The sequence below is a fragment of the Anaerotaenia torta genome (assembly GCF_050433395.1).
Taxonomy (GTDB): Bacteria; Bacillota; Clostridia; order Lachnospirales; family Lachnospiraceae; genus Mobilitalea; species Mobilitalea torta.
In genome coordinates, this window is sequence record NZ_JBNPXH010000003.1 from 341,400 (window position 1) to 362,728 (window position 21,329).

The following is a 21,329-nucleotide window of genomic DNA, read 5'->3' on the forward strand; positions in this document are numbered from 1 at the left end:
GAAAGACATGTCTTATATCATAGCATTAGCAGGTAACCCCAACAGCGGGAAGACTACACTATTTAATGAATTAACGGGAGCCAGACAGCATGTGGGCAACTGGCCCGGCGTTACGGTGGATAAGAAAGAGGGCGTTTACCGTAAGAACAAGGAGCTGTCCATTCTGGATCTGCCCGGAACCTATTCCCTGTCTCCTTATTCGGCAGAAGAGATTATAGCAAGAGATTATATTGTGAAGGAAAGACCGGATGCGGTAATCAATATTGTGGACGGAACCAGTATTGAGCGTAACCTGTATCTGACTCTGCAGATTATGGAAACTGCGGTGCCCATGGTAGTAGCAATTAATATGATGGACGAAGTAGAGTCCAAGGGTGATAAGATCGACTGTGAGAAACTGCAGAAGCTTCTTGGAGTTCCGGTAATTCCTATTGTTGCCCGGAGCGGGAAGGGCCTGGAGGAGCTGATGAAAGCAGCTGCCAAGGTGGCGGCGGACAAGAAGCAGACCGAGCGGCCGAAGGTTTTTGACGAGAGCACGAATCAGATTATAGATGAGGTTAAGATTCAGCTGAAGGGCGGAAACGAATCAGAGAATTACTGGAAAGCCCTGAAGCTGGTTGAGGCAGACGAAGTGGTGCAGAAGGAGATGGAAGAAGCTTCGAAGGCCAGAGTGAAGCAGATCATCGAAGAAGCAGAGAAGAAGAACGGCGGCGATCTGGAAGCAAAGATGGCGGATCTCAGATATCAATACATAACCAAGCTGGTGAAGGAATCGGTGAAGAAAGCCAAGACAGGCCATGTGGAGACGACGTCCGACAAGCTGGATAAGGTATTAACCAACCGTTTCCTGGCACTTCCCATTTTTGCAGTGGTCATGTATCTTATGTTCGCCTGTACCTTCAGTGAGAACTTCCTGTTTATCGAAGGGCTGCCCAGTCCGGGGATCTGGCTTGCAGGTCTGGCGGAGAGCGGCTGGGAGGCTCTGACTGGTCTTGTAGAGGGAGCTCTGGAGAACGCTTCTCCTTGGGTATTCTCCCTGGTGCTTGACGGTATTATGGCCGGTATCGGAGCGGTAATTGGCTTTATCCCGCTGGTTCTGGTACTCTTCCTGCTGATGTCCTTCCTGGAGGACAGCGGCTATATGGCCAGAGTTGCCTTTGTTATGGACCGTATCTTCCGTCGTTTCGGGCTGTCCGGACGTTCCTTTATCCCGCTGCTCATGGGATTTGGCTGCGGTGTTCCTGCCATTACTGCAACCAGGACGCTGGAATCCGAGAAGGATCGCCGGATCACGACAATTATCACAGGCTTCATGCCCTGCGGAGCGAAGCTGCCTATTTTTGCACTGTTTGTATCGGTACTGTTTGCGGACAGCAATAAGACCCTGGTTACCTACTCTCTCTATATGCTGAGTATTGTGGTTGCCATTATTGTTTCTCTGTTACTGAATAAATTTGTGTATAAATCCGAGGTATCCAATTTTGTAATGGAGCTGCCCCAGTATAGAATTCCTACAGGTAAGAGTGTTGCTATCCATGCTACGGAGAAGATTAAGGATTTTGCAATTAAGGCAGGAACCATCATCTTCCTTTCCACCATTCTGATATGGGTGCTGTCCAGCTTCAATATTAATTCCTTTAACGGAAAGAATGCTGCGGCCAATGAAGACGGCAGTATCATGAGTGAGATGGATGAGAGCTTCCTGGCGAAGGGCAGCGGTATTCTTGCTCCCATCTTCAAGCCCCTTGGCTTTGGCGAGTGGAGACCTACGGTTGGTGTTATTACCGGTTGGATTGCCAAGGAGAATGTAGTAGTTACCTTTGCCCAGCTGTATGATGAGGATTTGAGTCCGGAATATCTGGAGGAATTCTTCTCCGGTTACTCCAGCGAAGAACTGGAAGAACTGGGCTTTGAGGAAGGTGTATACGATGAGGAAGCAGCGGCGGATATCTATGCCGAAGGCGTCCTGTTTGAGGGCGGAGATGAGAATGCCCTTACCACCATGAAGAAGGATATCCCGAATAAGGCGGCGGCTTATGCGTATATGGCATTTAACCTGTTGTGTATGCCTTGCTTTGCGGCAGTGGGCGCTATGAAGAGGGAATTGAAGACCTGGAAGCTCACCGGTTTTGGAATCGGTGTGCAGATGGCAACCGCATATATTGTAGCGCTTCTGATCAATCAGATCGGCCGGCTGTTTATTGGATAGTCATAGTTTTACGCTTGGGCCGGCGAAAGCGGCACTCGGGCCGGATATGGCCTGAACCCGTGATAGGAGGGACATAATTGAACGAGTTGTATAAGAACACACCGGAGGAAAGAGCCGGAAGCAAGGATGAACTGCTGAGAAAGCTGCGGGGTCAGGGAATGAAGATTACGAAGCAGCGGGCTCTTGTGATTGATATTATACTGGAAGAGGAAATTGGAAGCTGTAAGGATATTCATCAGAAGGCCAGCCAGGTCGATCCGAAGATTGGAGTTGCTACGGTCTACCGCATGGTGAAAAATCTGGAGAAGATCGGTGCAGTTAACCGGAAGATCAGTGTTACCATATGATGCCGGTTTGCGGTTTAACCGGGAGGGCATAGCATATGCCCGGAATGGAGGTCAATATGACGGATTTTATAGTGATTGGAATTATTCTCGTACTGGTGATCGGTGTTTCCTTCTATATATGGAAGAGAAAGAAAGCCGGCAAGAGCGCCTGCGGTTGCGACGGCGGTTGCAGCGGTTGCGGCGGAAGCTGTCACGGAGAACACTAAGAGGTGTGAGTAATCACCTTGAATACCGAGGATGATTGTCCGGACGCATGATACAGAGCAAAAATGCATACCGGGTATTTCCCATAGCGGCTTTAACAGCGGCGGAGAATATCCGGTATGCAGGCTTGTCGTTCTGTAATGCGAAAGGACTGTCATCCTCTTTTTATGATTTTCTTTTTTGGCCTTCTGCAGAGGACTCAATTGATTGCATTAGCTGGCCTTCGTCTGAGACTGTTTTTCAATATGACGATCCAATTGCTGTCTCAGCTGCGCGGAAGCAGGAGTCAGAGGAAGTCTTACCTCGTCGGAGGCAATGAGGCCGGTCTGTGAAAGATAGTATTTGATGGGTGTGGGATTTGGCTCCTTGAATAAGAGGGGAATCAAATCATAGAGGGGCTTCCACAGCTCCAAAGCGCCCTGGAGATCATTGTTCTTTATCCGATGATATACTTCAACAAAATCCTCTGTCTGAATATGGGACGAAGCCAGAATTCCGCCGTGTCCGCCCAGAGTGAGAGTCAGATAGAAGAGAAGATCTTCCCCGGACAGAATGGAGAAATCCTCCGGCGGATCAAGAAGCAATGACATGCTCTGCTTGATGTCTCCGCAGCAATCCTTCAGACCCACAATATTTTTGATCTCGGCCAGACGGCGGATCGTATCATTCTCAATATTGACACCGGTACGGTAGGGAATATTGTAGATAATCATATTTAAGGCTGTCTCTTCCGCAATAGCCTTGAAATGGGCGAATATGCCATCCTGGCTGGGCTTATTGTAATAGGGACAGACAGAGAGAATACCTTGAATGTCGTAATATTCCGCAATCTTAACCTTCTTAATAACCTGGGCTGTATAATTGCCGCCGATGCCCACATAGACGGGCAGGTGTTTTTTATTATATTCCATGGTGCGTTCAATCATTTCTTCAAACTCATACTCGCTCAGCGTAGGAATCTCTCCGGTGGTCCCCAGGGGAATGAAGCCGCTGATTCCCTTGTCGGAGTAATGCTCAATGAGCTTTTTATAGGACTTGAAATCTATTTTATCATTTTTAAAGGGCGTAATAATCGGTAACCAAACACCGGTAAGCTGCATAATAAACCTCCTCATATCAAAAACATCTATGATACTACTATTCTATACAACATTATTTTATAATAATAGTATAATAATGCTTTGAATATTGCATATCATGCTATATAATGAAAGCGTAGTGAGCAGTGCGAGAAGGGCACTCTCACATCAAGCTTGCTCGTGATCATGTGATCGGAGCCGGAGATCATGAACCTGGTTTTGGTTCATGATGCTTGTGACGGTGGGCGGATATGGGAGGTACTATGTTAAGCTTTGAGAAGGCGGGTTATCTGAACCATGATTTTAAGATATTTCATTTGATCGACCGGCAGCGTAAGGAGTTTGCCTTTCATTATCATGATTTTAATAAGATCATGATATTCTTAAGCGGGAACTCCATCTATACCATTGAGGGGAAGAATTATGAGCTTCAGCCTTACGATATTGTACTGGTGAATGCAGGCGAGATTCACCGTCCCAGTGTGCTGGATTCATCGGCTTATGAACGGATTATTTTCTACGTATCCCCTCAGTTTTTGGACAGCTTTTCCGGAGAGGATTATAATCTGAATTACTGCTTTGAACGGGCCAGGCAGGAACATTCCAATGTTCTGCGGATTCATTCCATGGAGAAGGGGAAGCTGTACCAGGTGTGTCAGGAGCTGGAGCATTCCTTTTCGGACAATGCCTTTGCCAAGGAGCTGTATCAGAAGCTCCTGTTTCTGGAATTCATGATACAATTGAATCGGACGGCGATCTCCAATCACATCAATTATCTGGATTCGGCAAAGGATAATGCGAAGCTGGTTCAAATCATTGATTATATCAACGAGCATCTGGCGGAGGAGCTCAGTATCGATATTCTGTCGGCCAGATTTTATCTGAGCAGGTATTATCTGATGCACTTCTTCAAGGAGGAGACGGGTTATACCATAGGCAATTACATTACAGAAAAACGCCTGCTGCTGGCCAAGAACCTGGTTCAAAGCGGCAGCTCTATTACAGAAGCCTGCTTCCAGAGCGGTTTTAAGAATTACTCCACCTTTTCCAGGGCCTTTAAGAAGAGGTTTAAGACGATGCCTAAGAATGCTCTCTTCATAGATTAAGCCGAAAGGGAGAAGAAATATCCTGGGAGAAGCTGAAGAAAATAAGCAGCATACAAAAAAGCAAGTGGATAGGATGAATACCCATGCACTTGCTTTTTTATTGCAACCGTTCCGTCTGTTTTTATGAATTAACCGACGAAAATAACAGGTTTAATGAGGTCGGAAGGCTTTTCGTCCATTACATGGAATGCATCTTCAATCTTATCAAAGCCGTAGAAACGGTGTGTGATAAGCTTTGTTGTGTCGATCCGTCCGTATTTGACCATCTCAAGCATTTTCTTGATTCTGAGGGCACCGCCGGGGCAGAAGCCGCCGCGGATTGTCTTGTCCGCCATACCAAGTCCCCAGGAATAAGCCTGCATGGAAAGAGTATCCGTAACGTCGAAGAAATTAACATTGGAGATATAACCGCCTGATTTGGTCATATTGATGGCCTGCTGGAAGGCTTCCGCACCGCCGCCCGCAATAATAACGGAATCGGCACCGCCGTTGGTCATCTCCAGCACCTGGGCAACCACATCTCCGTCTTTGTAGCTGATAATATCAGTTGCGCCGTACTCCCTGGCAATCTTCACGCAATTGGGCCGTGTGCCGATGGCAATGATGCGGCCTGCGCCGCGATAGTGGGCTCCGGCAACAGCCATCAGACCCACGGGGCCGATTCCCATAACGACTACGGTGTCGCCAAAGGAAACATTGGCATTTTCCACACCGTGAAAACCGGTGGACATCATATCCACCGTCATAACGGCAGCCTCAGGAGAAACGCCCTCCGGCAGAAGAACAAGATTGGCATCCGCCTGGTTTACATGAAAAAACTCGGCAAAAGTACCGTCTTTGGAGCCCAGGAACTTGAAGCTTCCCATAAGGCCCTCGTCATGTGCATTATATTGGCCCTGAGAATTTTCTGCCAGCCAGTTAGGCGTGGTACACGGTACCACAACCGTATCTCCCGGCTTGAAGTTGCGAACCAGGCTGCCAACCTCCACCACTTCGCCGACCGCTTCGTGTCCGAGAATTAAATTCGTGTGATTGCCGGAACCGCCGTGGGAAACATGTGTATCTGAAGAGCAGGGTGCTAAAACAATAGGCCGCACGATAGCGTCCAGCTCGCCGCAAACGGGCCTTTCTTTTTCGATCCAGCCTACCTGTCCGATGGATAACATTCCAAAACCTTTCATTGATAAAACCTCCTGTCTTGTTATAAGGGTTTAATTATTACCGTCTGTTGGATTATAAAACATTGTTAGAAAATTATCAATATCTATCATAACGATACATATATCGGTATCTGAATATCGATATTCTGAGAAGGAAATAGCAAAGCCGGACAGACCGGCATGGGTGTGAGCCGGATAAATTTCGGAAAGTCATGAATGTTGTCGGATATGGGCAGGAACATCTGATGGAAGGAAGCGGGAGAAACGGAAGCGCATTATATCGGTATTGGAATATCGATATAATGGAATTGAATTTCACATTTCAAAAAATCATTGTTAAGATTTGAACGAGCAGTAGGAAATGTTGTAAAAAGAGAATTTGCAGCTTAGGGAGGTTTTTATGTATAAGATATTGAAGAAACAGGTGCTTAATTCAACAGTAACCCGGATGGAAATAGATGCGCCCCTGGTTGCCAGAAAAGCGGAGCCGGGTCAGTTTATCATTCTGAGGACGGATGAAAACGGTGAGAGAATGCCGCTCACCATAGCCGATTACAGTCGTGAGAAAGGTACGGTAACAATTATCTTTCAGATCGTCGGAGCTACCACTCAGGCCTTGGGCCATATGGAGGAAGGGGATGAGCTCCAGGATTTTGTAGGACCTCTTGGGAGGGCGACAGAGACGGAGGGCAAGAAAAAGGTTGCTGTTGTGGGAGGCGGAGTAGGTTGTGCCATTGCCTATCCGGTAGTAAAGAAATTCCATGATCAGGGCACGGAGGTACATGCGATCGTCGGCTTCCGTAATAAGGATCTGGTTATTTTGGAAGAGGAATTCAAGAAGAATAGCAGTAAGATGATTCTGATGTCCGATGACGGCAGCTGCGGAGAGAAGGGTCTGGTAACGGATGCTTTAAAGAAGCTGATTGAATCCGGTGAAAAATACGACGAGGTTATTACCATCGGACCTCTTATTATGATGAAATTCGTCAGCAAACTGACAAAGGAATATGGCATAAAGACAGTTGCCAGTATGAATCCGGTTATGATAGACGGAACGGGAATGTGCGGCGGCTGCCGTCTGACGGTAGGGGGCGTGACCAAATTTGCCTGCGTGGACGGGCCGGAATTTGATGCCCATGAAGTGGACTTTGATGAGGCGATGGAACGAGGCAATATGTACCGTTCTTTTGAACGCAGGGTTCACGAAGAAACCTGCAACCTGCTTAATAAGGAGGTAAGATAATGGCTGCGAACATGTCTTTGGTAAAGAACGAGATGCCTGCACAGAGTGCGGAAGTTAGAAATAAGAATTTTCTTGAGGTTACCTTGGGATATACAAGAGAACAGGCGATGGATGAAGCGAGGCGCTGTCTGAACTGCAAGCACCGTCCCTGTGTCGCGGGGTGTCCTGTGAGAATTGATATTCCTGAATTTATAAAAGAGGTGGCGGAAGGCAATTTTGAAGAGGCCTTCCGGATTATCAGCCGTGCCAGCTCCCTTCCCGCAGTGTGCGGAAGAGTGTGTCCCCAGGAATCCCAGTGCGAAGCAAAATGTGTACGCGGAATGAAGGGTGAGCCCGTAGCCATCGGCAGACTGGAGCGCTTTGTGGCCGATTACCACAATGCAAACAGTACCACGAAGGTACAAAAGCCGGAATCTAACGGCCATAAGGTTGCCGTAATCGGATCGGGGCCCTCCGGTCTTGCCTGTGCCGGAGATCTGGCGCGCAAGGGTTATGAGGTCACTATATTTGAGGCGCTGCATCTGGCCGGAGGTGTTCTGGTATATGGAATACCGGAATTCAGACTTCCCAAGGCCATTGTCCAAAAAGAAATCAATGCCCTGAAGGAAATGGGAGTTACAATACAGACCAATGTGGTAATCGGAAAGACCATATCCATTGACGAGCTGATGGAGGATTACGGCTTTGAAGCGGTATTTATCGGTTCCGGCGCAGGTCTTCCCAAGTTTATGAATAGAAAGGGTGAGAATTTAAAAGGTGTATATTCGGCGAATGAATTCCTCACCAGAATTAATCTCATGAAAGCGTACAAAGAGGACGCAAGCACTCCTGTTCAGCGGGGAAGCAGGGTGGCGGTTGTGGGAGGCGGTAATGTGGCCATGGATGCAGCCCGATGTGCAAAGCGCCTGGGAGCAGAAGTAACCATTGTTTACCGCCGTACCGAGAAGGAATTGCCGGCCCGTCTGGAAGAGATAGAGCATGCCAGGGAGGAGGGAATCCAATTTTCCTTCCTGACCGATCCATTGGAGGTGAAGGGCAGCGAAGACGGCTGGGTAAGCGGTCTGGTGTGCCAGAAGATGGAGCTTGGCGAACCGGACGCATCGGGAAGACGGAGGCCTGTTGCAATACCGGGAAGTGAATTTGTCCTGGATACGGATTCCGTTATTATCTCCATCGGAACCTCTCCTAATCCGTTGATAAAAGCAACTACAAAAGGCTTAGAGACCCAGAAATGGGGCGGTATCATCGCGGAGGAAGGAACCGGATTAACCTCCCGAACCGGTGTCTATGCAGGAGGAGATGCGGTAACCGGCGCAGCGACGGTCATATTAGCTATGGGAGCCGGCAAAAACGCGGCAGCAGCTATTGATGAATATATAGCACAGGCATAGAGGAATAGGTTCAGCCTGTAATAGGAAGGAGGGCATTATGGGAGCACCATGCCCTCCTTCCTGTTACAGGCTTTTAATATGCTGCTGTTCAGAGGCTGACAGGGCAGAGGATATGGTGCTCCCATAATGCATTGTATGGAAAGCATGTGATTGGATTTGTGTGACAAAAACGAACAACTTTATTATACTCTTTATAAAAGTCTTTCCTATCCGGTTTAAATGAGATATAATAAAATAATGATAAATCTGGCAGAGAAGTGTGAGGAGGATAGCATGGGAAATATTAGGATTGTGGCTGACAGTACCTGCGATCTGTCGGCAGAACTTATTGAAAGATATGGGATTACTATTATCCCGCTGAATATTGTATTGGATATGAACAGCTACATGGACGGCAGGGAGATCACGCCTCAGGAAATCTATGAGTGGTCTGATAAGAGGAATACAACACCGAAGACGGCGGCGCCGGAGCTGGGGCACATAATAGAGGTGCTGCGGCCGATGACAGAAGCGGGAGAGGATATTATCTTCATTGGTATCTCCGAGGATATGTCTGTCACCTGCCAGATGGTCAGGGTGGCAGCTCAGGAATTAAATTATGAACGTATCCGGGTGATTAATTCCATGAACCTGTCCACGGGAATCGGACTGCAGGTGCTGAGAGCCGCAGAGCTGGCACAGACGGGGGGAACCCTGAATGAGATTGCCGAGACCATAGAAGCGGACAGAGGGAAGGTATCCGCCTCCTTTGTAGTGGATACCCTTACTTATCTTCAGAGGGGCGGAAGATGCAATGCGGTGACGGCCCTGGTCGGCAATACCCTGAAGCTTAAGCCCATGATTGCCGTCCGGGATGGGAAGATGGGAGTTGCGAAGAAATACCGCGGCAGGCAGCAGCTGGTGGTTCGCGGTTATGCCAGGGAGCTGGAAACAGAGCTGCTGAAAGCGGATCCGGCGCGGGTCTTCATCACTCACTCCGGAATTGATGAGGAAATCCAGGAGGAAACCCATCGCTATCTGGCCGGCTTGAACTATTTCAAAGAGATTTGCATTACCCGGGCCGGAGGAGTTATCTCCAGTCACTGCGGGCCGAATACCTTGGGTATTCTGTATTATAGACAATAATTTTTAAGGGATACGGCGAGCAGAGCGAAGATACTTTGCCGCGGTGTCCCTTCCTTAAATCATATTATAATTATAATGGGAGAGAAAAACATGTATTCACTTTTGCTTGTCATAATTTATGCCGCCTTTATCAGTCTGGGACTGCCGGACTCTTTAATTGGTTCCGCCTGGCCTGTAATGCAGACGGAGCTGGGGGTTCCCGTTTCTTATGCGGGTGTCATTACCATGATCATTGCCTTTGGAACGATTATTTCCAGCTTATTTTCCCATAGGCTTACCAGAAGATTGGGAACGGGGCTGATAACAGCCATCAGTGTTTTTTCAACGGCTGCCGCTTTATTCGGCTTCTCCGTATCCCATTCCTTTGTATGGTTATGCTTGTGGGCGGTGCCCTTCGGTCTGGGTGCAGGGGCGGTTGACGCGGCCCTTAATAACTATGTTGCCCTGCACTACGCATCCCGCCATATGAGCTGGCTGCATTGCTTCTGGGGCGTCGGTGCGGCCGTCAGCCCGTATATCATGAGCTATTCGCTGACGGGCGGTTACGGATGGAATAACGGTTATCGCATGGTTGGCATCATACAGATCACCTTAACGGTGATTCTTTTTATCAGCCTGCCATTGTGGAAAGGAAAAGAGGGGGAAGAGGCACAGGAAGAAACCCATTCTAAGTCCCTGAGCTTAGCCCAGGCTTTAAAAATCAAAGGGGTTTCCCTGATACTGGTTTCTTTCTTTGCGTACTGTGCCGTGGAACAGACCACCATGCTTTGGGCAAGCAGCTATCTGGTACGGCATCGGGGCGTGGATGTGAATACGGCGGCCAGCTTTGCTTCGCTTTTTTTCTTTGGGATAACCTTCGGACGCTTCTTAAGCGGATTTATTGCCGATAAGCTGGGAGACAAGCTGTTGATTCGGATCGGTATTTTCACCACGGCAGCAGGTGTTATTCTGATTGCCCTGCCCGCAGCAACGGATGTATTGGCTTTAATCGGCCTGGTTGTGGTGGGATTTGGATGTGCGCCCATCTATCCGGCCATTATTCATTCCACACCTTCTAATTTTGGTAAGGAGAATTCACAGGCCATTATTGGTATTCAGATGGCATGTGCCTATGTGGGCACCACCTTCATGCCGCCGCTTTTTGGCTTGATTGCGTCACGCATCAATATCGGATTATATCCTTTTTATTTGACTGTTTTTATTGTTCTGATGTTATTTATGTCCGAGAGGCTGAATAAAATCGTGGCAGGAAAAGAATTTGTAAGTTAAAACAAGGAATAAATAATATATCACAGATTTTTAAGACTTGTGTTATAATAATGCATATATTATTAGACTTACACAGATTGTAAGAGAAGGCAGGCAAATTCACCGGATTAGCGAAAATTCATAAACATCTCTTTGGCGAGATTTATGATACGGATCGGATTAATGATCGGGAGGTTTATAGGAAAGGCATTGATGCAAGTTACCATTATGAAGGGTACAATATCTACAGAACGGAAGAGCTTAGCCCAAATAAGTAATGTCAGAATAATGTTTGAATGGATAATAAAGGTATATAGTAAACATGACTGGAAGGGAACGGTGGCAATATGCATGTAAAGGAATTGGCTGTTGCAAGAGGCCTTGAGAAGGCAGATCTGGTGCTGAAGAATGCAAATATTATTAACGTATTTACGGAAGAGATCGAGCAGGGTGATGTTGCAATATGCAGCGGGCGGATTGTAGGTATTGGGGACTATGAGGGAGAACAGGAGCTGGATTGTGCCGGACAATACGTGGCACCCGGCTTTATCGACGGGCATATTCATCTGGAAAGCTCTATGCTGAAGCCGGTGGAGTTCGTGAAGTCGGTTCTTCCCCACGGAACAACGGCGGTAATTACAGATCCTCATGAGATAGCCAACGTAAGCGGCATGGAAGGGATAGAGTATATGCTGGAGGCTTCGGAGGGCCTGCCGCTGGATATTTATTTTGTCCTGCCCTCCTGTGTTCCCGCCACGGCTTATGATGAGAACGGAGGCGTACTTCTGGCCAGGGATATCGAGCACCTGTACCAGAATAAAAAGGTGGTGGGACTTGCGGAGGTAATGGATTTCTACGAGACCATCCGGGGAGCCAGTGATATTCTGAAGAAAATCGAGGATGCCAGGGCGGCGGGCAAGATCGTGGACGGCCACGCGCCCGGAATCCATGGAAAGGATATCTGCGCCTATGTCGCGGCAGGAGTGCAGTCCGATCATGAGTGTATCTCCTTTGAGGAAGCCAGGGAAAAGTTCCTGAGAGGGCAGTGGATCATGATCCGGGAAGGAACCGCGGCCCGGAATCTGGATGCGCTGATGGGAATGTTCACTCCCCCCTATCACCAGAGAGCTATGCTGGTTACCGATGATAAGCACCCTTATGACATTCTGCGCCTGGGCCATATCGATGATATCGTAAGGCAGGCCATCAGCAAAGGGGCAGATCCCTGTATTGCCATTAAGATGGGGTCCTTTAATGCGGCCTCCTATTTCGGCTTAAAGGATTACGGTGCGGTAGCTCCCGGCTACCATGCCGACCTCATCGTGCTCTCTGATTTGAAGGAAGTAAGGGTACGGAAAGTAATCAAGAATGGAAGAGTGATTCTTGATGAACAGGGGGCAGTCCCTATCCGGGAGCCTGAGATACGGAAGGAACTGCTGGATAAGGTATATCATTCCTTCCATTGCGACGAGATTGTACCGGAAGATTTCCAGGTTCCCTATGCGGAAGAGGAAGATGCGGGTCAGTTTCGCATCATTAAAATGATCGAAGGCGAGATAACCACCGAGGAGGTATTCGCCCCTCTTCAAAACGGAAGGGCCGAAGTGAATCTGGAGGAGGATATCATTAAGCTGGCTGTAATTGAACGCCATCATAATACCAATCATGTAGGCCTGGGCTTTGTTACCGGATACGGCTTGCGGCGGGGAGCCATTGCCTCCTCCGTATCCCATGACTCCCATAATATCATTGTCATTGGCACCAACGATGAGGATATTGCCACGGCGGCCAACTGTATTCGTGACATGCAGGGAGGGTGGGCCATCGTTGCTGATGGAAAGGTGATGGGAAGCCTTCCCCTGTCCATCGCAGGTCTGATGAGCAATCTGGATGCTGTCACCCTGGCCCGGGACATTGAGAATATGCAGGCACTGGCGCGAAGCATGGGTGTGAGGGATGGAATCGATCCTTTCATGAATATGGCCTTTGTCAGTCTGCCGGTTATACCGAAGCTGAGGCTGACGACCACCGGTCTGTTTGATGTCACAAAGCAGAAGATGGTGCCGCTGGCCGCATGCAGGGAATAGCGATAGGTGGATAGCGCTCGCTGTTTGGTTACAACTACATTGCATCAGGAAGGATGAATGATATGAGCAAGTTATTTTCCCGCACTCAAGTAGAGGGAGTGTCCCTGTCCCGGATGATCATCGGGACCAATTGGCTTTTGGGCTGGAGCCATACCGGAGCGGCAGCGGACCGCATGATTACCAACCGCTATAATACCATGGAGAAGATGTGCACAATATTGGATGCCTACATGGAGTATGGAATCGACACCATCATGGCGCCCTTCGGACTGAGCAGGAATCTGGAGGATGCGGTCAAGCTTACGGAGCAGAAGCATGGGAAGCCTATGATTATGGTGGACACTCCCAGCATCAATGTGGACGATACCCCCGAGGGAAGAAGGGAAGCCGAAGCGGTGATCAGGGCCTGCGGCAGAAGAGGGGCCAAAATCTGTCTGATCCATCATTCCAGTGCGGAGCAGCTGGTGAATAAGAATAAGGGAATCATTGACCGGCTCCCGGATTATACCGCAATGATCCGCGATGCAGGCATGATCCCCGGCCTGTCCGCCCATATGCCGGAGCTGATTGCCTATTCTGACGAGAATGGGTATGATGTCCAGACCTATATCCAGATCTATAACTGTATGGGCTTTCTGATGCAGGTGGAGGTGGAAACCGTTGCCCGCATTATTCACCAGGCGAAGAAGCCGGTGATGACCATCAAATCCATGGCTGCGGGGAGAACCACCCCCTTCGTAGGCCTTAATTTCTCCTGGAATACCCTTCGCGAATGCGATATGGTGACCGTGGGAGCCTTCTCGGAGGATGAGGTGCATGAGGATGTGGAGATATCTTTTGCGGCTCTGGAGCGGCGTCTGCCGGAACTTGAAAGACGCAGCAGCCCCGTTGCCAATCAGGCAGCCTTCGGCAAATAAATCAGCACGAAAACGGAATACAAAATGCGAAGGGGATAGCATTGAAGCGGTATCCCTTTTGTATTGCCGTGCGGATCGCTGGCGGGACTTATCCCTGCTGATACGGAGCCGTCTGCAGGCAGGTGATATAAAAACAATAAAAAAGCGAGAGTAAAGATGATGAAGCGAATTTTAATTGTCGAAGACGACGAAAATCTAAGCCGTGGGATTGCTTTTGCCTTTGAAAGGGACGGCTATACGGTGATACAGGCAAATACATTGAAGGCCGGACAATTCAGTTATGAGCAAAACAGTATTGATATTGTCATTCTTGATTTAGGATTGCCCGATGGGAACGGTATGGAGCTTTGCAGGAAAATACGGGAAGAATCCAATATCCCTGTTATCATGCTTACGGTTTGCGATCTGGAAACGGATCAGGTTGCAGGGTTTATGGCCGGCGCAGACGATTATGTTACAAAACCGTTTTCGCTGTCTGTTTTACGCGCCCGTGTGGAGGCGGTATTGCGCCGTATGGAATCAAAAGAAAGTCATGCTCTGAAATCGGGCGGGTACAGGCTTGATGTTTCTCTGTGCAAGCTGTTCAAAGGAAACGAAGAAATTTCTATAAGTGCAACGGAGTTTCGGCTGCTCCATTATTTTATGAGCAATGCCGGACAGGTATTATCGAAGGAACAGATATTTGCCGCCCTATGGGACAAGCAAGGTGATTTTGTGGACGAAAACACCTTATCGGTAAATATCAGCCGTTTACGGGCGAAGATTGAGGCCGATTCTAAAAATCCAAAGATATTAAAGACCATACACGGCATGGGTTATGTCTGGATGAGGGAGTGACGGTATGGGAATTTATCTTGTTTTGGCGGCTGCAATTATCTGCTGCGCGTTAACGGTATTATTGAGCCGCCGGTATGTACGGCAGACCTTTGACTCCATAGACAGGATCATGGACAGGGTATTATTAATGGATAGGAAGCTGCTTTCTGAAATAACAGACGAAAGCAGAATATCGAAGCTCACCTGCAAGGCGCGCCGTATTATGGATCTGTGCATTTCCGAGGCAGCACAGGCCAGAGAAGAAAAAGATACGGTGCAGGGGTTTATTTCGGATATGTCCCACCAAATGAAAACACCGCTGTCAGGTATCTCCATGTATGCGGATCTGCTGTTGGAGGGAAGCTTAACCGAGGAGGAGCGGCGTGAATTTCTATCCCGCGTGAAATCCGGTGCGGATAAGCTGCAATGGATGATGGACAGCCTGATCAAAATGTCACGGCTGGAAGTAGGAGCGATACAGCTTTCCCCCGTTTCAGAAAACATAGGGCAGACAGTTTCGGACGCTATCGGAAGCGTTATCGCTGCGGCAGCAAAGAAAAATATCAATCTGTCGGTTTCTGATTTTCATGATATGCCGCTTTATCATGATAGGAAATGGACGAGAGAAGCAATCGCCAACATACTTGAAAATGCCGTAAAATACTCTGCGCCGGACAGCGAAATCACAATATCCCTTCAGCCGATGCCGCTTTATACGACGATTATGATCACCGACCATGGGATTGGGATAGATAAGAGCGATTGGAATCTGATTTTCAAACGGTTTTACAGAGGCCGGGAGGTGAGTGACAAGGAGGGAGCGGGGCTAGGGCTGTATCTTTCCGCGCTCATCATGGAAAAGCAGGGCGGCTATATCATGGTGGACTCGGTACCCGGCCAATACACTTCATTTTCCCTTTTCTTACAAAACAGCAGGATAGAAAGCTGCTAATCTTACAACTCTGTAAGAAAGGAACCGGGTTTTGTAGGGGTATTGTAAGAATCATGGCTTACAATGAAGCTACAAACGAAAGGGGAGATTTTATGGCTATTTTAACGGCACAGAATATAAAAAAGTATTATGGAAAAGAACCCAACATAATCCGCGCCCTTGACGGTGTTGATGTTGAAATAAAGGCGGGAGAATTTGTAGCGGTGGTCGGCATGTCCGGCTCCGGCAAGAGCACCCTCCTCCATATACTCGGCGGGTTAGACAAACCAACGGCCGGAAGTGTGGTTGTTGACGGGCAGGAATTGGAAAAGATGAGCGACGAGCAGCTCACCATATTTCGCAGGCGCAATGTGGGCTTTGTATTCCAGAATTATAATCTGGTTCCGATTTTGAATGTCTATGAAAATATTGTACTGCCGGTAGAGCTTGACGGCGGCACGGTAGACAAGTCTTTTGTGGATGGAATTATAAAAACCCTGGGGCTTGAGGATAAGCGGGAAGCCATGCCGAATCAGCTTTCGGGCGGACAGCAGCAGCGTGCGGCGATTGCCCGCGCATTGGCTGCTAAACCGTCTATTCTTCTTGCGGATGAGCCTACGGGTAATCTGGACAGCAGGACAAGTCAGGAGGTTTTAAGCGTCCTGAAAATGACCTCCGCAAGGTTTCACCAAACGATAATGATGATAACTCATAATGAGCATATCGCTCAGCTTGCCGATCGGATTCTTCGTATTGAGGATGGAAAGGTTAAGGGTGAGGTGAGCAGGAAGTGAAGAATAACAATCAAGCCGTTATAAGAAAAATAGCGGGTAAAAGCCTTGCCGCCAACCGTGGCAGGAATACCTTTCTTGTGCTTGCCGTATTCCTTACCACCTTTATGCTTGCAACGATTATAAGCATCAGCATAAGCTATATGGAATCTCTGGAAGCCTACAGGATTCGCCTGGAAGGTACAACTGCTCATATCGGCTTAATGAATATCGATGACGGACAGATAGAGAAAATAAAAGAGCTGGATTATGTATCCTCCTATGCAACAGGATATGTGGTGGCCAATGTGGAGGATGAGGACAACCTGTACAGCACAGCTCCTATGCTGGCCTGGTGTGATGCTACGGATTGGGAAATATTCAGAAAACCTGCTTTTACCAATATCATAGGTGAGTATCCCCGGAATTATGATGAAATCATGGTTCCTTTCTGGGTATTGGATGATATGGGAATAACAGAGCCAGAGCTCGGCATGGATATCAGGGTTACCTTTCAAATCGACTTGAATCCTCCGCAAACACAGGTTTTTAAGTTATCGGGGTATTTTACAAGCTATGTCCGGCTTCGGGCCGGAGGCAATGAGGGAATGCTTGTTTCCCGTGAATTTGCCGAACTATCGGGGCATACGGTAAGAGAGCATGGAAACGTTCAGATCCGGTATGTCAACGACAAAAAGGTGCTTGAATACAATCGACGGCTGGCGAGGGATTTATCAATGGATATACAGGATATTTATACGGTTGCCAAATACAGCGCGTTAAGCGAAGACTCCGCCGACCCCATCCATATTATATTTGCGGTCCTTGCCATAATCCTGGTGCTGGTCGGATATCTGCTCATATATAATGTGTTGTCGGTGTCCGTTTCAAGAGATGTCCGTTTTTACGGACTTTTGAAAACCATAGGAACAACGCCGCGGCAAATCCGAAAAAATATCTATATTCAGGTGCTGTGTATCTGCTGTATCGCTGTTCCTGCCGGTTTATTGGCTTCCATGCTGGTTTCCCTTGTTTTTATTCCGGGGCTTCTGACAGATTTGAGCGGGGATATTGTACAGACTGGCGCGGTAATCAGCTTCAACCCCGTCATTTATATCAGTGCGGTGGTGTTTGCCGTGCTTACGGCCATAACCGGTGCCCTGGTCCCGGCAAAAAAGGCGGCTCGTATCTCTCCGATAGAGTCGGTACGCTTCACGGAACAAGGTGATACAAACCGCAAGGAGGTACGTTCCTCCGCCTTTAACGCCTTGAAAGTGGCATGGCGCAATGTGTTCCGCGTTCGGAAGCGAGCTGTTCTGGTGTTCATCAGTTTGTTTTTAGGAATGACCATGTTTATGGAGGTTACGACCATTTTAGAAAGTGCCAGTATAGACAAAATGGTTGAAGCAAGCATGGGGGATACGGAGGGCGATATCTGCCTGCGAAACCGCAAACCGTCTTTCGCAAGAAGCAAAGCCCTTGAAAATGACGAATTGCAGATTTTTACCCCCGAACTGATCAGATATCTCAAAGCTCTGCCCGGTCTTACGGAAATGAAAATGAATTACCGATATCCGCTAAAAATGGATGGCGGTATTACGGACCTGCAGGGAAATATTCATTATATGCAAGGGGAGGCCTTCGGGGTAGAGAAGGGTGAAATTTCAGGGCTGACCGAAGACTTGTCCCTCTCCCTGGATACGGCGGCGTTTGAACGGGGTGAATTTATCTTATTAAAGAATGTGTTTCCATTGGAAAGAGAAACGGTTGAAATTTTCTTTACCAATGCGGAAAAGCCTGTATCGCTCAAAATAGGAGGCTACTTGAATAATGTTATGCAGGGCGGAGTCAGTGCATCGCCGGAGATCTATCTGTCGGACAGCCTTTTACAGGAGCTTGTCAGGGAACCGATTATATATGAAATAGCGCTTTATATTGAAGAATCGGCGCAGCGTCAGGCACTTGGCATTGTAAAAACACTGACAGGCGCACAGCCGGACATTAAAAGAAAATCAGCCCTTGAAGTCCGGGAAGAATTTGAAAAAATAAAAGCAACGTTATTGACCATGGGCGGGGGGATATCGGTGATTCTCTGGATGATAGGCGTTCTGAACTTCATTAACATAATAACCACAAGCATATTATCACGCAGGCATGAGCTTGCTTTGCTGGAAAGCATCGGCCAAAGTCCGAAGCAGAGCAGGAAAATGCTGATGCTGGAAGGCGGGATTTATGCGGTTATTACCCTGCTGCTTGTCTGTATTGCGGGCGGTGCACTAACATACGGGCTGTTCTCGCTCCTTGCCGGTCAATATGATTCTGTTGTTTTCCGCTTTCCGTATCTATCGTTGTTAATTATGGTCTGCGTTGTTTGGTTTATATGTGTAAGCGTACCGTGGCTGATCTATCGTTCTGTAAGAAAAATGACCCTTACAGAACGGCTGAGAGAAGCGGAATAGCAGGAACCATGATATAGTAATTGTAGGGCTGTCGTAAAATGAATCGGTGATAGCAATTTATACACAATAAATTCTATTAATTAGCACAAAAGTGCGCCTTGAAACAGCTTTTAAAGCTTAGTCAAGACGCATTTTTATGCTATATTTTCCGGCAAGTCTATTTTCCGACAGCCCCACAATTACATTGCCGCTAACCCGGACTACGGATTATTAGTCCTGTCTTACCCAGACCGTCATCTCGTTCTCCTTGCGGTTGCCCCATACATAGTAAGGAACAAAGCGCAGGCTGACGGGAACTTTTTGGACCGGGGCGGCAGGATAATACAGGCCCTGTCCGCATTCTGCGGGTTGCTGCCGGAAGCCGTCCAGGAGTATGGACTGGACCGGCTCTCCGGCAACGGTGAATTCTTCCGTTCTTGCCGCGGAATGGCAGTCTGCTGTAAGCAAATGCAGGTCTGCGCCGTTATCCGCTTCTTCCAGGCAATAGACAAGGGGGCCTCTGGTGACGGCTACTTTGCCGATATCCTCACGCACTCTGGGGTCGGCCTGGAGGATTCGTACCTCCATGGAAAGCTCCAGTTCCAGAACATCGCCTGCATTCCAGACCTTTGTAACATACAGATATCCGTCCTTGAGCTCGGCTCCGGCGGGATCGACGCCCTTCAGGGTATAGATGGGGCTCCAGCCGGGAATGCGCAGAGCCAATGTGAAGGGTGCGCTGTCCCCTGACAGTTCAATCCTCACCCTGCCATTCCAGGGAAGGCCGGAGGAAATCGTAAGGGTCATAGTCTTATCGCCTATCTGCTTTGTGATGACGCTTCCCACATAAAGATGCAGGAACAGGGTGTCCTCCCGCTCCGTGCAGCCGTAGGAGCTTAAGGAGCTTAGAAGTCTGGCCAGGTTGGGAGGGCAGCAGGCGCAGCCGAACCATTTCTGGCGGACCGGCTTCACATGGGATTTCCGCGCATCCTTATGACATGCCTCCGGGTGTACCTCCAGAGGATTTACATAAAAGAAGCTTTTTCCGTCCAGGGCCATTCCGCTGAGAACACAGTTAAAGAGAGCATTTTCCATCACGTCCGCATATTTGGAATCCGGCTTTTGTTCCAGCATTCTCCTTGCAAAGAATACCAGACCGATGGAGGCACAGGTCTCCGCATATGCGGTATCGTTGGGAAGATCATAATGAAAGGAAAATGCTTCGCCTACGTTGGTGCCGCCGATTCCCCCGGTAATATAGAGCTTCTTGTTGACGATGTTCTCCCAGAGTGTTTCACAGGCGTTCCAGAGAGCGTCGTCCTCCGTCAGCCGGGCTACATCCGCCATACCGGAGTAGAGGTATACGGCGCGCACGGCGTGTCCCACTGCTTCGGTTTGTTCCCGCACGGGAAGATGTGCCTGATGGTAGTCATAGCGGAGGGCGTCAGGGTCTCCTTTAATGGCTTCGGGGTGCTCCTTGTCAAAATAATAGGGGCGCCGGCCTCTCTCATCCACGAAGAAACGTCCCAGCTCCAGGTATTTCTCCTCCCCGGTCGTTTCATACAGGCGTACCAGGGCCATTTCTGCAATCTCATGACCGGGATAGCCCTTGCACTGGTTCTCTCCGGGGCCGAAATGCGCCGCCGCATAATCGGCATACCGTTTTGCCGCCTGCAGCAGCTTATCCTTTCCTGTTGCCTGGTAATAGGCCACGGCTCCCTCGATCAAATGGCCCAAACAGTAGAGCTCATGGTGATCCCTGAGATTGCTGAAGATCTTGTCCTTGCCGTTCAGGATGTAGTAGGTGTCCAGGTAGCCGTCCTCCTGCTGGGCGGCGCACACAATGTCAATGGCGCCGTCTGCCAGCTCTTCCAGAGCCGTGTCGGGATGCTGTACCAGGGAATAGCCCACTGCCTCGATCCATTTGTAGAAATCACTGTCCTGGAAGACAAAACCGTAGAATCTGTCCTCCAGGTGCTCCGGGTCCTCCGGCAGAGCCTCAAAGCCACGGAAGGTATAGGCGGGTTCCTGAAATGCGGTTCCCTGCTCTTCCTTGGTGCGGTTTAATTTGGCCGCTGTTTTGAAATTGTGCATGCAGAAGCTGGGGGCAGCTCCTTCTACCTTGTCGTTGAGGGCGGCCCACTGGTAAGGGATTACCTCTGTCCGGACCAGCTCCGTCCTGTTTTTCCAGAAAGCATCCGTAATCTGTACCTTCTTTAAAGAAAGGGGTGTACTGAAATTAGTTTTGTCCATACTTA

18 protein-coding genes are annotated in these 21,329 nt (G+C 48.6%); 15 read left to right on the forward strand and 3 right to left on the reverse strand.

Annotated elements, in window-relative coordinates; all coding sequences use genetic code 11:
- The first annotated feature begins 7 nt into the window (after nt 1-7).
- The 3 genes from feoB to HNQ56_RS07480 all read left to right on the forward strand — a co-directional run bounded on the left by feoB (nt 8) and on the right by HNQ56_RS07480 (nt 2,762).
- A complete protein-coding gene (gene feoB / locus HNQ56_RS07470) occupies nt 8-2,209 on the forward strand; it encodes a ferrous iron transport protein B (protein WP_429144244.1) in 2,202 nt (733 codons plus the stop codon).
- A gap of 77 nt (nt 2,210-2,286) precedes the next feature.
- On the forward strand, nt 2,287-2,556 hold the full coding sequence (locus HNQ56_RS07475; protein WP_429144246.1) for a transcriptional repressor: 270 nt from the start codon (nt 2,287-2,289) through the stop codon (nt 2,554-2,556).
- A gap of 35 nt (nt 2,557-2,591) precedes the next feature.
- Nucleotides 2,592-2,762: a FeoB-associated Cys-rich membrane protein gene (locus HNQ56_RS07480; protein WP_429144248.1), complete on the forward strand. Its 171-nt coding sequence runs from the start codon at nt 2,592-2,594 to the stop codon at nt 2,760-2,762.
- A gap of 210 nt (nt 2,763-2,972) precedes the next feature.
- Here the strand turns inward: HNQ56_RS07480 and dapA are convergent, their stop codons facing one another.
- Nucleotides 2,973-3,860: a 4-hydroxy-tetrahydrodipicolinate synthase gene (gene dapA / locus HNQ56_RS07485; protein ID WP_429144250.1), complete on the reverse strand. Its 888-nt coding sequence runs from the start codon at nt 3,858-3,860 to the stop codon at nt 2,973-2,975.
- 242 nt (nt 3,861-4,102) lie between these two features.
- Between dapA and HNQ56_RS07490 the strand changes: the two genes are divergently transcribed.
- Nucleotides 4,103-4,945, forward strand: coding sequence for a helix-turn-helix domain-containing protein (locus tag HNQ56_RS07490; RefSeq protein ID WP_429144252.1), 843 nt, complete (start codon nt 4,103-4,105; stop codon nt 4,943-4,945).
- Nucleotides 4,946-5,073: 128 nt separating this feature from the next.
- Here the strand turns inward: HNQ56_RS07490 and HNQ56_RS07495 are convergent, their stop codons facing one another.
- Nucleotides 5,074-6,126, reverse strand: a complete 1,053-nt coding sequence (locus tag HNQ56_RS07495; protein ID WP_429144254.1) for an NAD(P)-dependent alcohol dehydrogenase — start codon at nt 6,124-6,126, stop codon at nt 5,074-5,076.
- A gap of 191 nt (nt 6,127-6,317) precedes the next feature.
- On the opposite strand from HNQ56_RS07495, the gene HNQ56_RS07500 reads away from it, so the two are divergent.
- The 11 genes from HNQ56_RS07500 to HNQ56_RS07550 all read left to right on the forward strand — a co-directional run bounded on the left by HNQ56_RS07500 (nt 6,318) and on the right by HNQ56_RS07550 (nt 19,092).
- Nucleotides 6,318-6,452 (forward strand): hypothetical protein, encoded by a 135-nt coding sequence (locus tag HNQ56_RS07500; RefSeq protein WP_429144256.1) that lies wholly within the window; start codon nt 6,318-6,320, stop codon nt 6,450-6,452.
- Between the two features lie 53 nt (nt 6,453-6,505).
- A complete protein-coding gene (locus HNQ56_RS07505) occupies nt 6,506-7,348 on the forward strand; it encodes a sulfide/dihydroorotate dehydrogenase-like FAD/NAD-binding protein (protein ID WP_429144258.1) in 843 nt (280 codons plus the stop codon).
- Nucleotides 7,348-8,739, forward strand: a complete 1,392-nt coding sequence (gene gltA / locus HNQ56_RS07510; RefSeq protein ID WP_429144259.1) for an NADPH-dependent glutamate synthase — start codon at nt 7,348-7,350, stop codon at nt 8,737-8,739. Before HNQ56_RS07505 ends, gltA begins: the two co-directional genes overlap by 1 nt.
- Nucleotides 8,740-9,012: 273 nt before the next feature.
- A complete protein-coding gene (locus HNQ56_RS07515) occupies nt 9,013-9,864 on the forward strand; it encodes a DegV family protein (protein WP_429144261.1) in 852 nt (283 codons plus the stop codon).
- 90 nt (nt 9,865-9,954) lie between these two features.
- Nucleotides 9,955-11,133 carry an MFS transporter gene (locus HNQ56_RS07520; protein ID WP_429144262.1) on the forward strand — a complete coding sequence of 393 codons (1,179 nt, stop codon included), beginning with the start codon at nt 9,955-9,957 and terminating at the stop codon, nt 11,131-11,133.
- Nucleotides 11,134-11,459: 326 nt separating this feature from the next.
- Complete coding sequence (ade, locus tag HNQ56_RS07525) at nt 11,460-13,199, forward strand: adenine deaminase (RefSeq protein WP_429144264.1); 1,740 nt, start codon at nt 11,460-11,462, stop codon at nt 13,197-13,199.
- A 62-nt stretch (nt 13,200-13,261) separates the two neighbouring features.
- Nucleotides 13,262-14,116, forward strand: a complete 855-nt coding sequence (locus tag HNQ56_RS07530; RefSeq protein ID WP_429144266.1) for a hypothetical protein — start codon at nt 13,262-13,264, stop codon at nt 14,114-14,116.
- A gap of 159 nt (nt 14,117-14,275) precedes the next feature.
- Complete coding sequence (locus tag HNQ56_RS07535) at nt 14,276-14,953, forward strand: response regulator transcription factor (RefSeq protein WP_429144268.1); 678 nt, start codon at nt 14,276-14,278, stop codon at nt 14,951-14,953.
- Between the two features lie 4 nt (nt 14,954-14,957).
- A complete protein-coding gene (locus HNQ56_RS07540; protein ID WP_429144270.1) occupies nt 14,958-15,884 on the forward strand; it encodes a sensor histidine kinase in 927 nt (308 codons plus the stop codon).
- A 92-nt stretch (nt 15,885-15,976) separates the two neighbouring features.
- Nucleotides 15,977-16,657: an ABC transporter ATP-binding protein gene (locus HNQ56_RS07545; RefSeq protein ID WP_429144473.1), complete on the forward strand. Its 681-nt coding sequence runs from the start codon at nt 15,977-15,979 to the stop codon at nt 16,655-16,657.
- Nucleotides 16,654-19,092, forward strand: a complete 2,439-nt coding sequence (locus HNQ56_RS07550) for an ABC transporter permease (protein ID WP_429144272.1) — start codon at nt 16,654-16,656, stop codon at nt 19,090-19,092. The genes HNQ56_RS07545 and HNQ56_RS07550 overlap by 4 nt, the downstream gene beginning before the upstream one ends.
- Nucleotides 19,093-19,302: 210 nt before the next feature.
- On the opposite strand, the gene HNQ56_RS07555 is transcribed toward HNQ56_RS07550, so the two are convergent.
- Nucleotides 19,303-21,324 (reverse strand): glycoside hydrolase family 127 protein, encoded by a 2,022-nt coding sequence (locus HNQ56_RS07555; RefSeq protein WP_429144274.1) that lies wholly within the window; start codon nt 21,322-21,324, stop codon nt 19,303-19,305.
- Nucleotides 21,325-21,329: the final 5 nt, after the last annotated feature.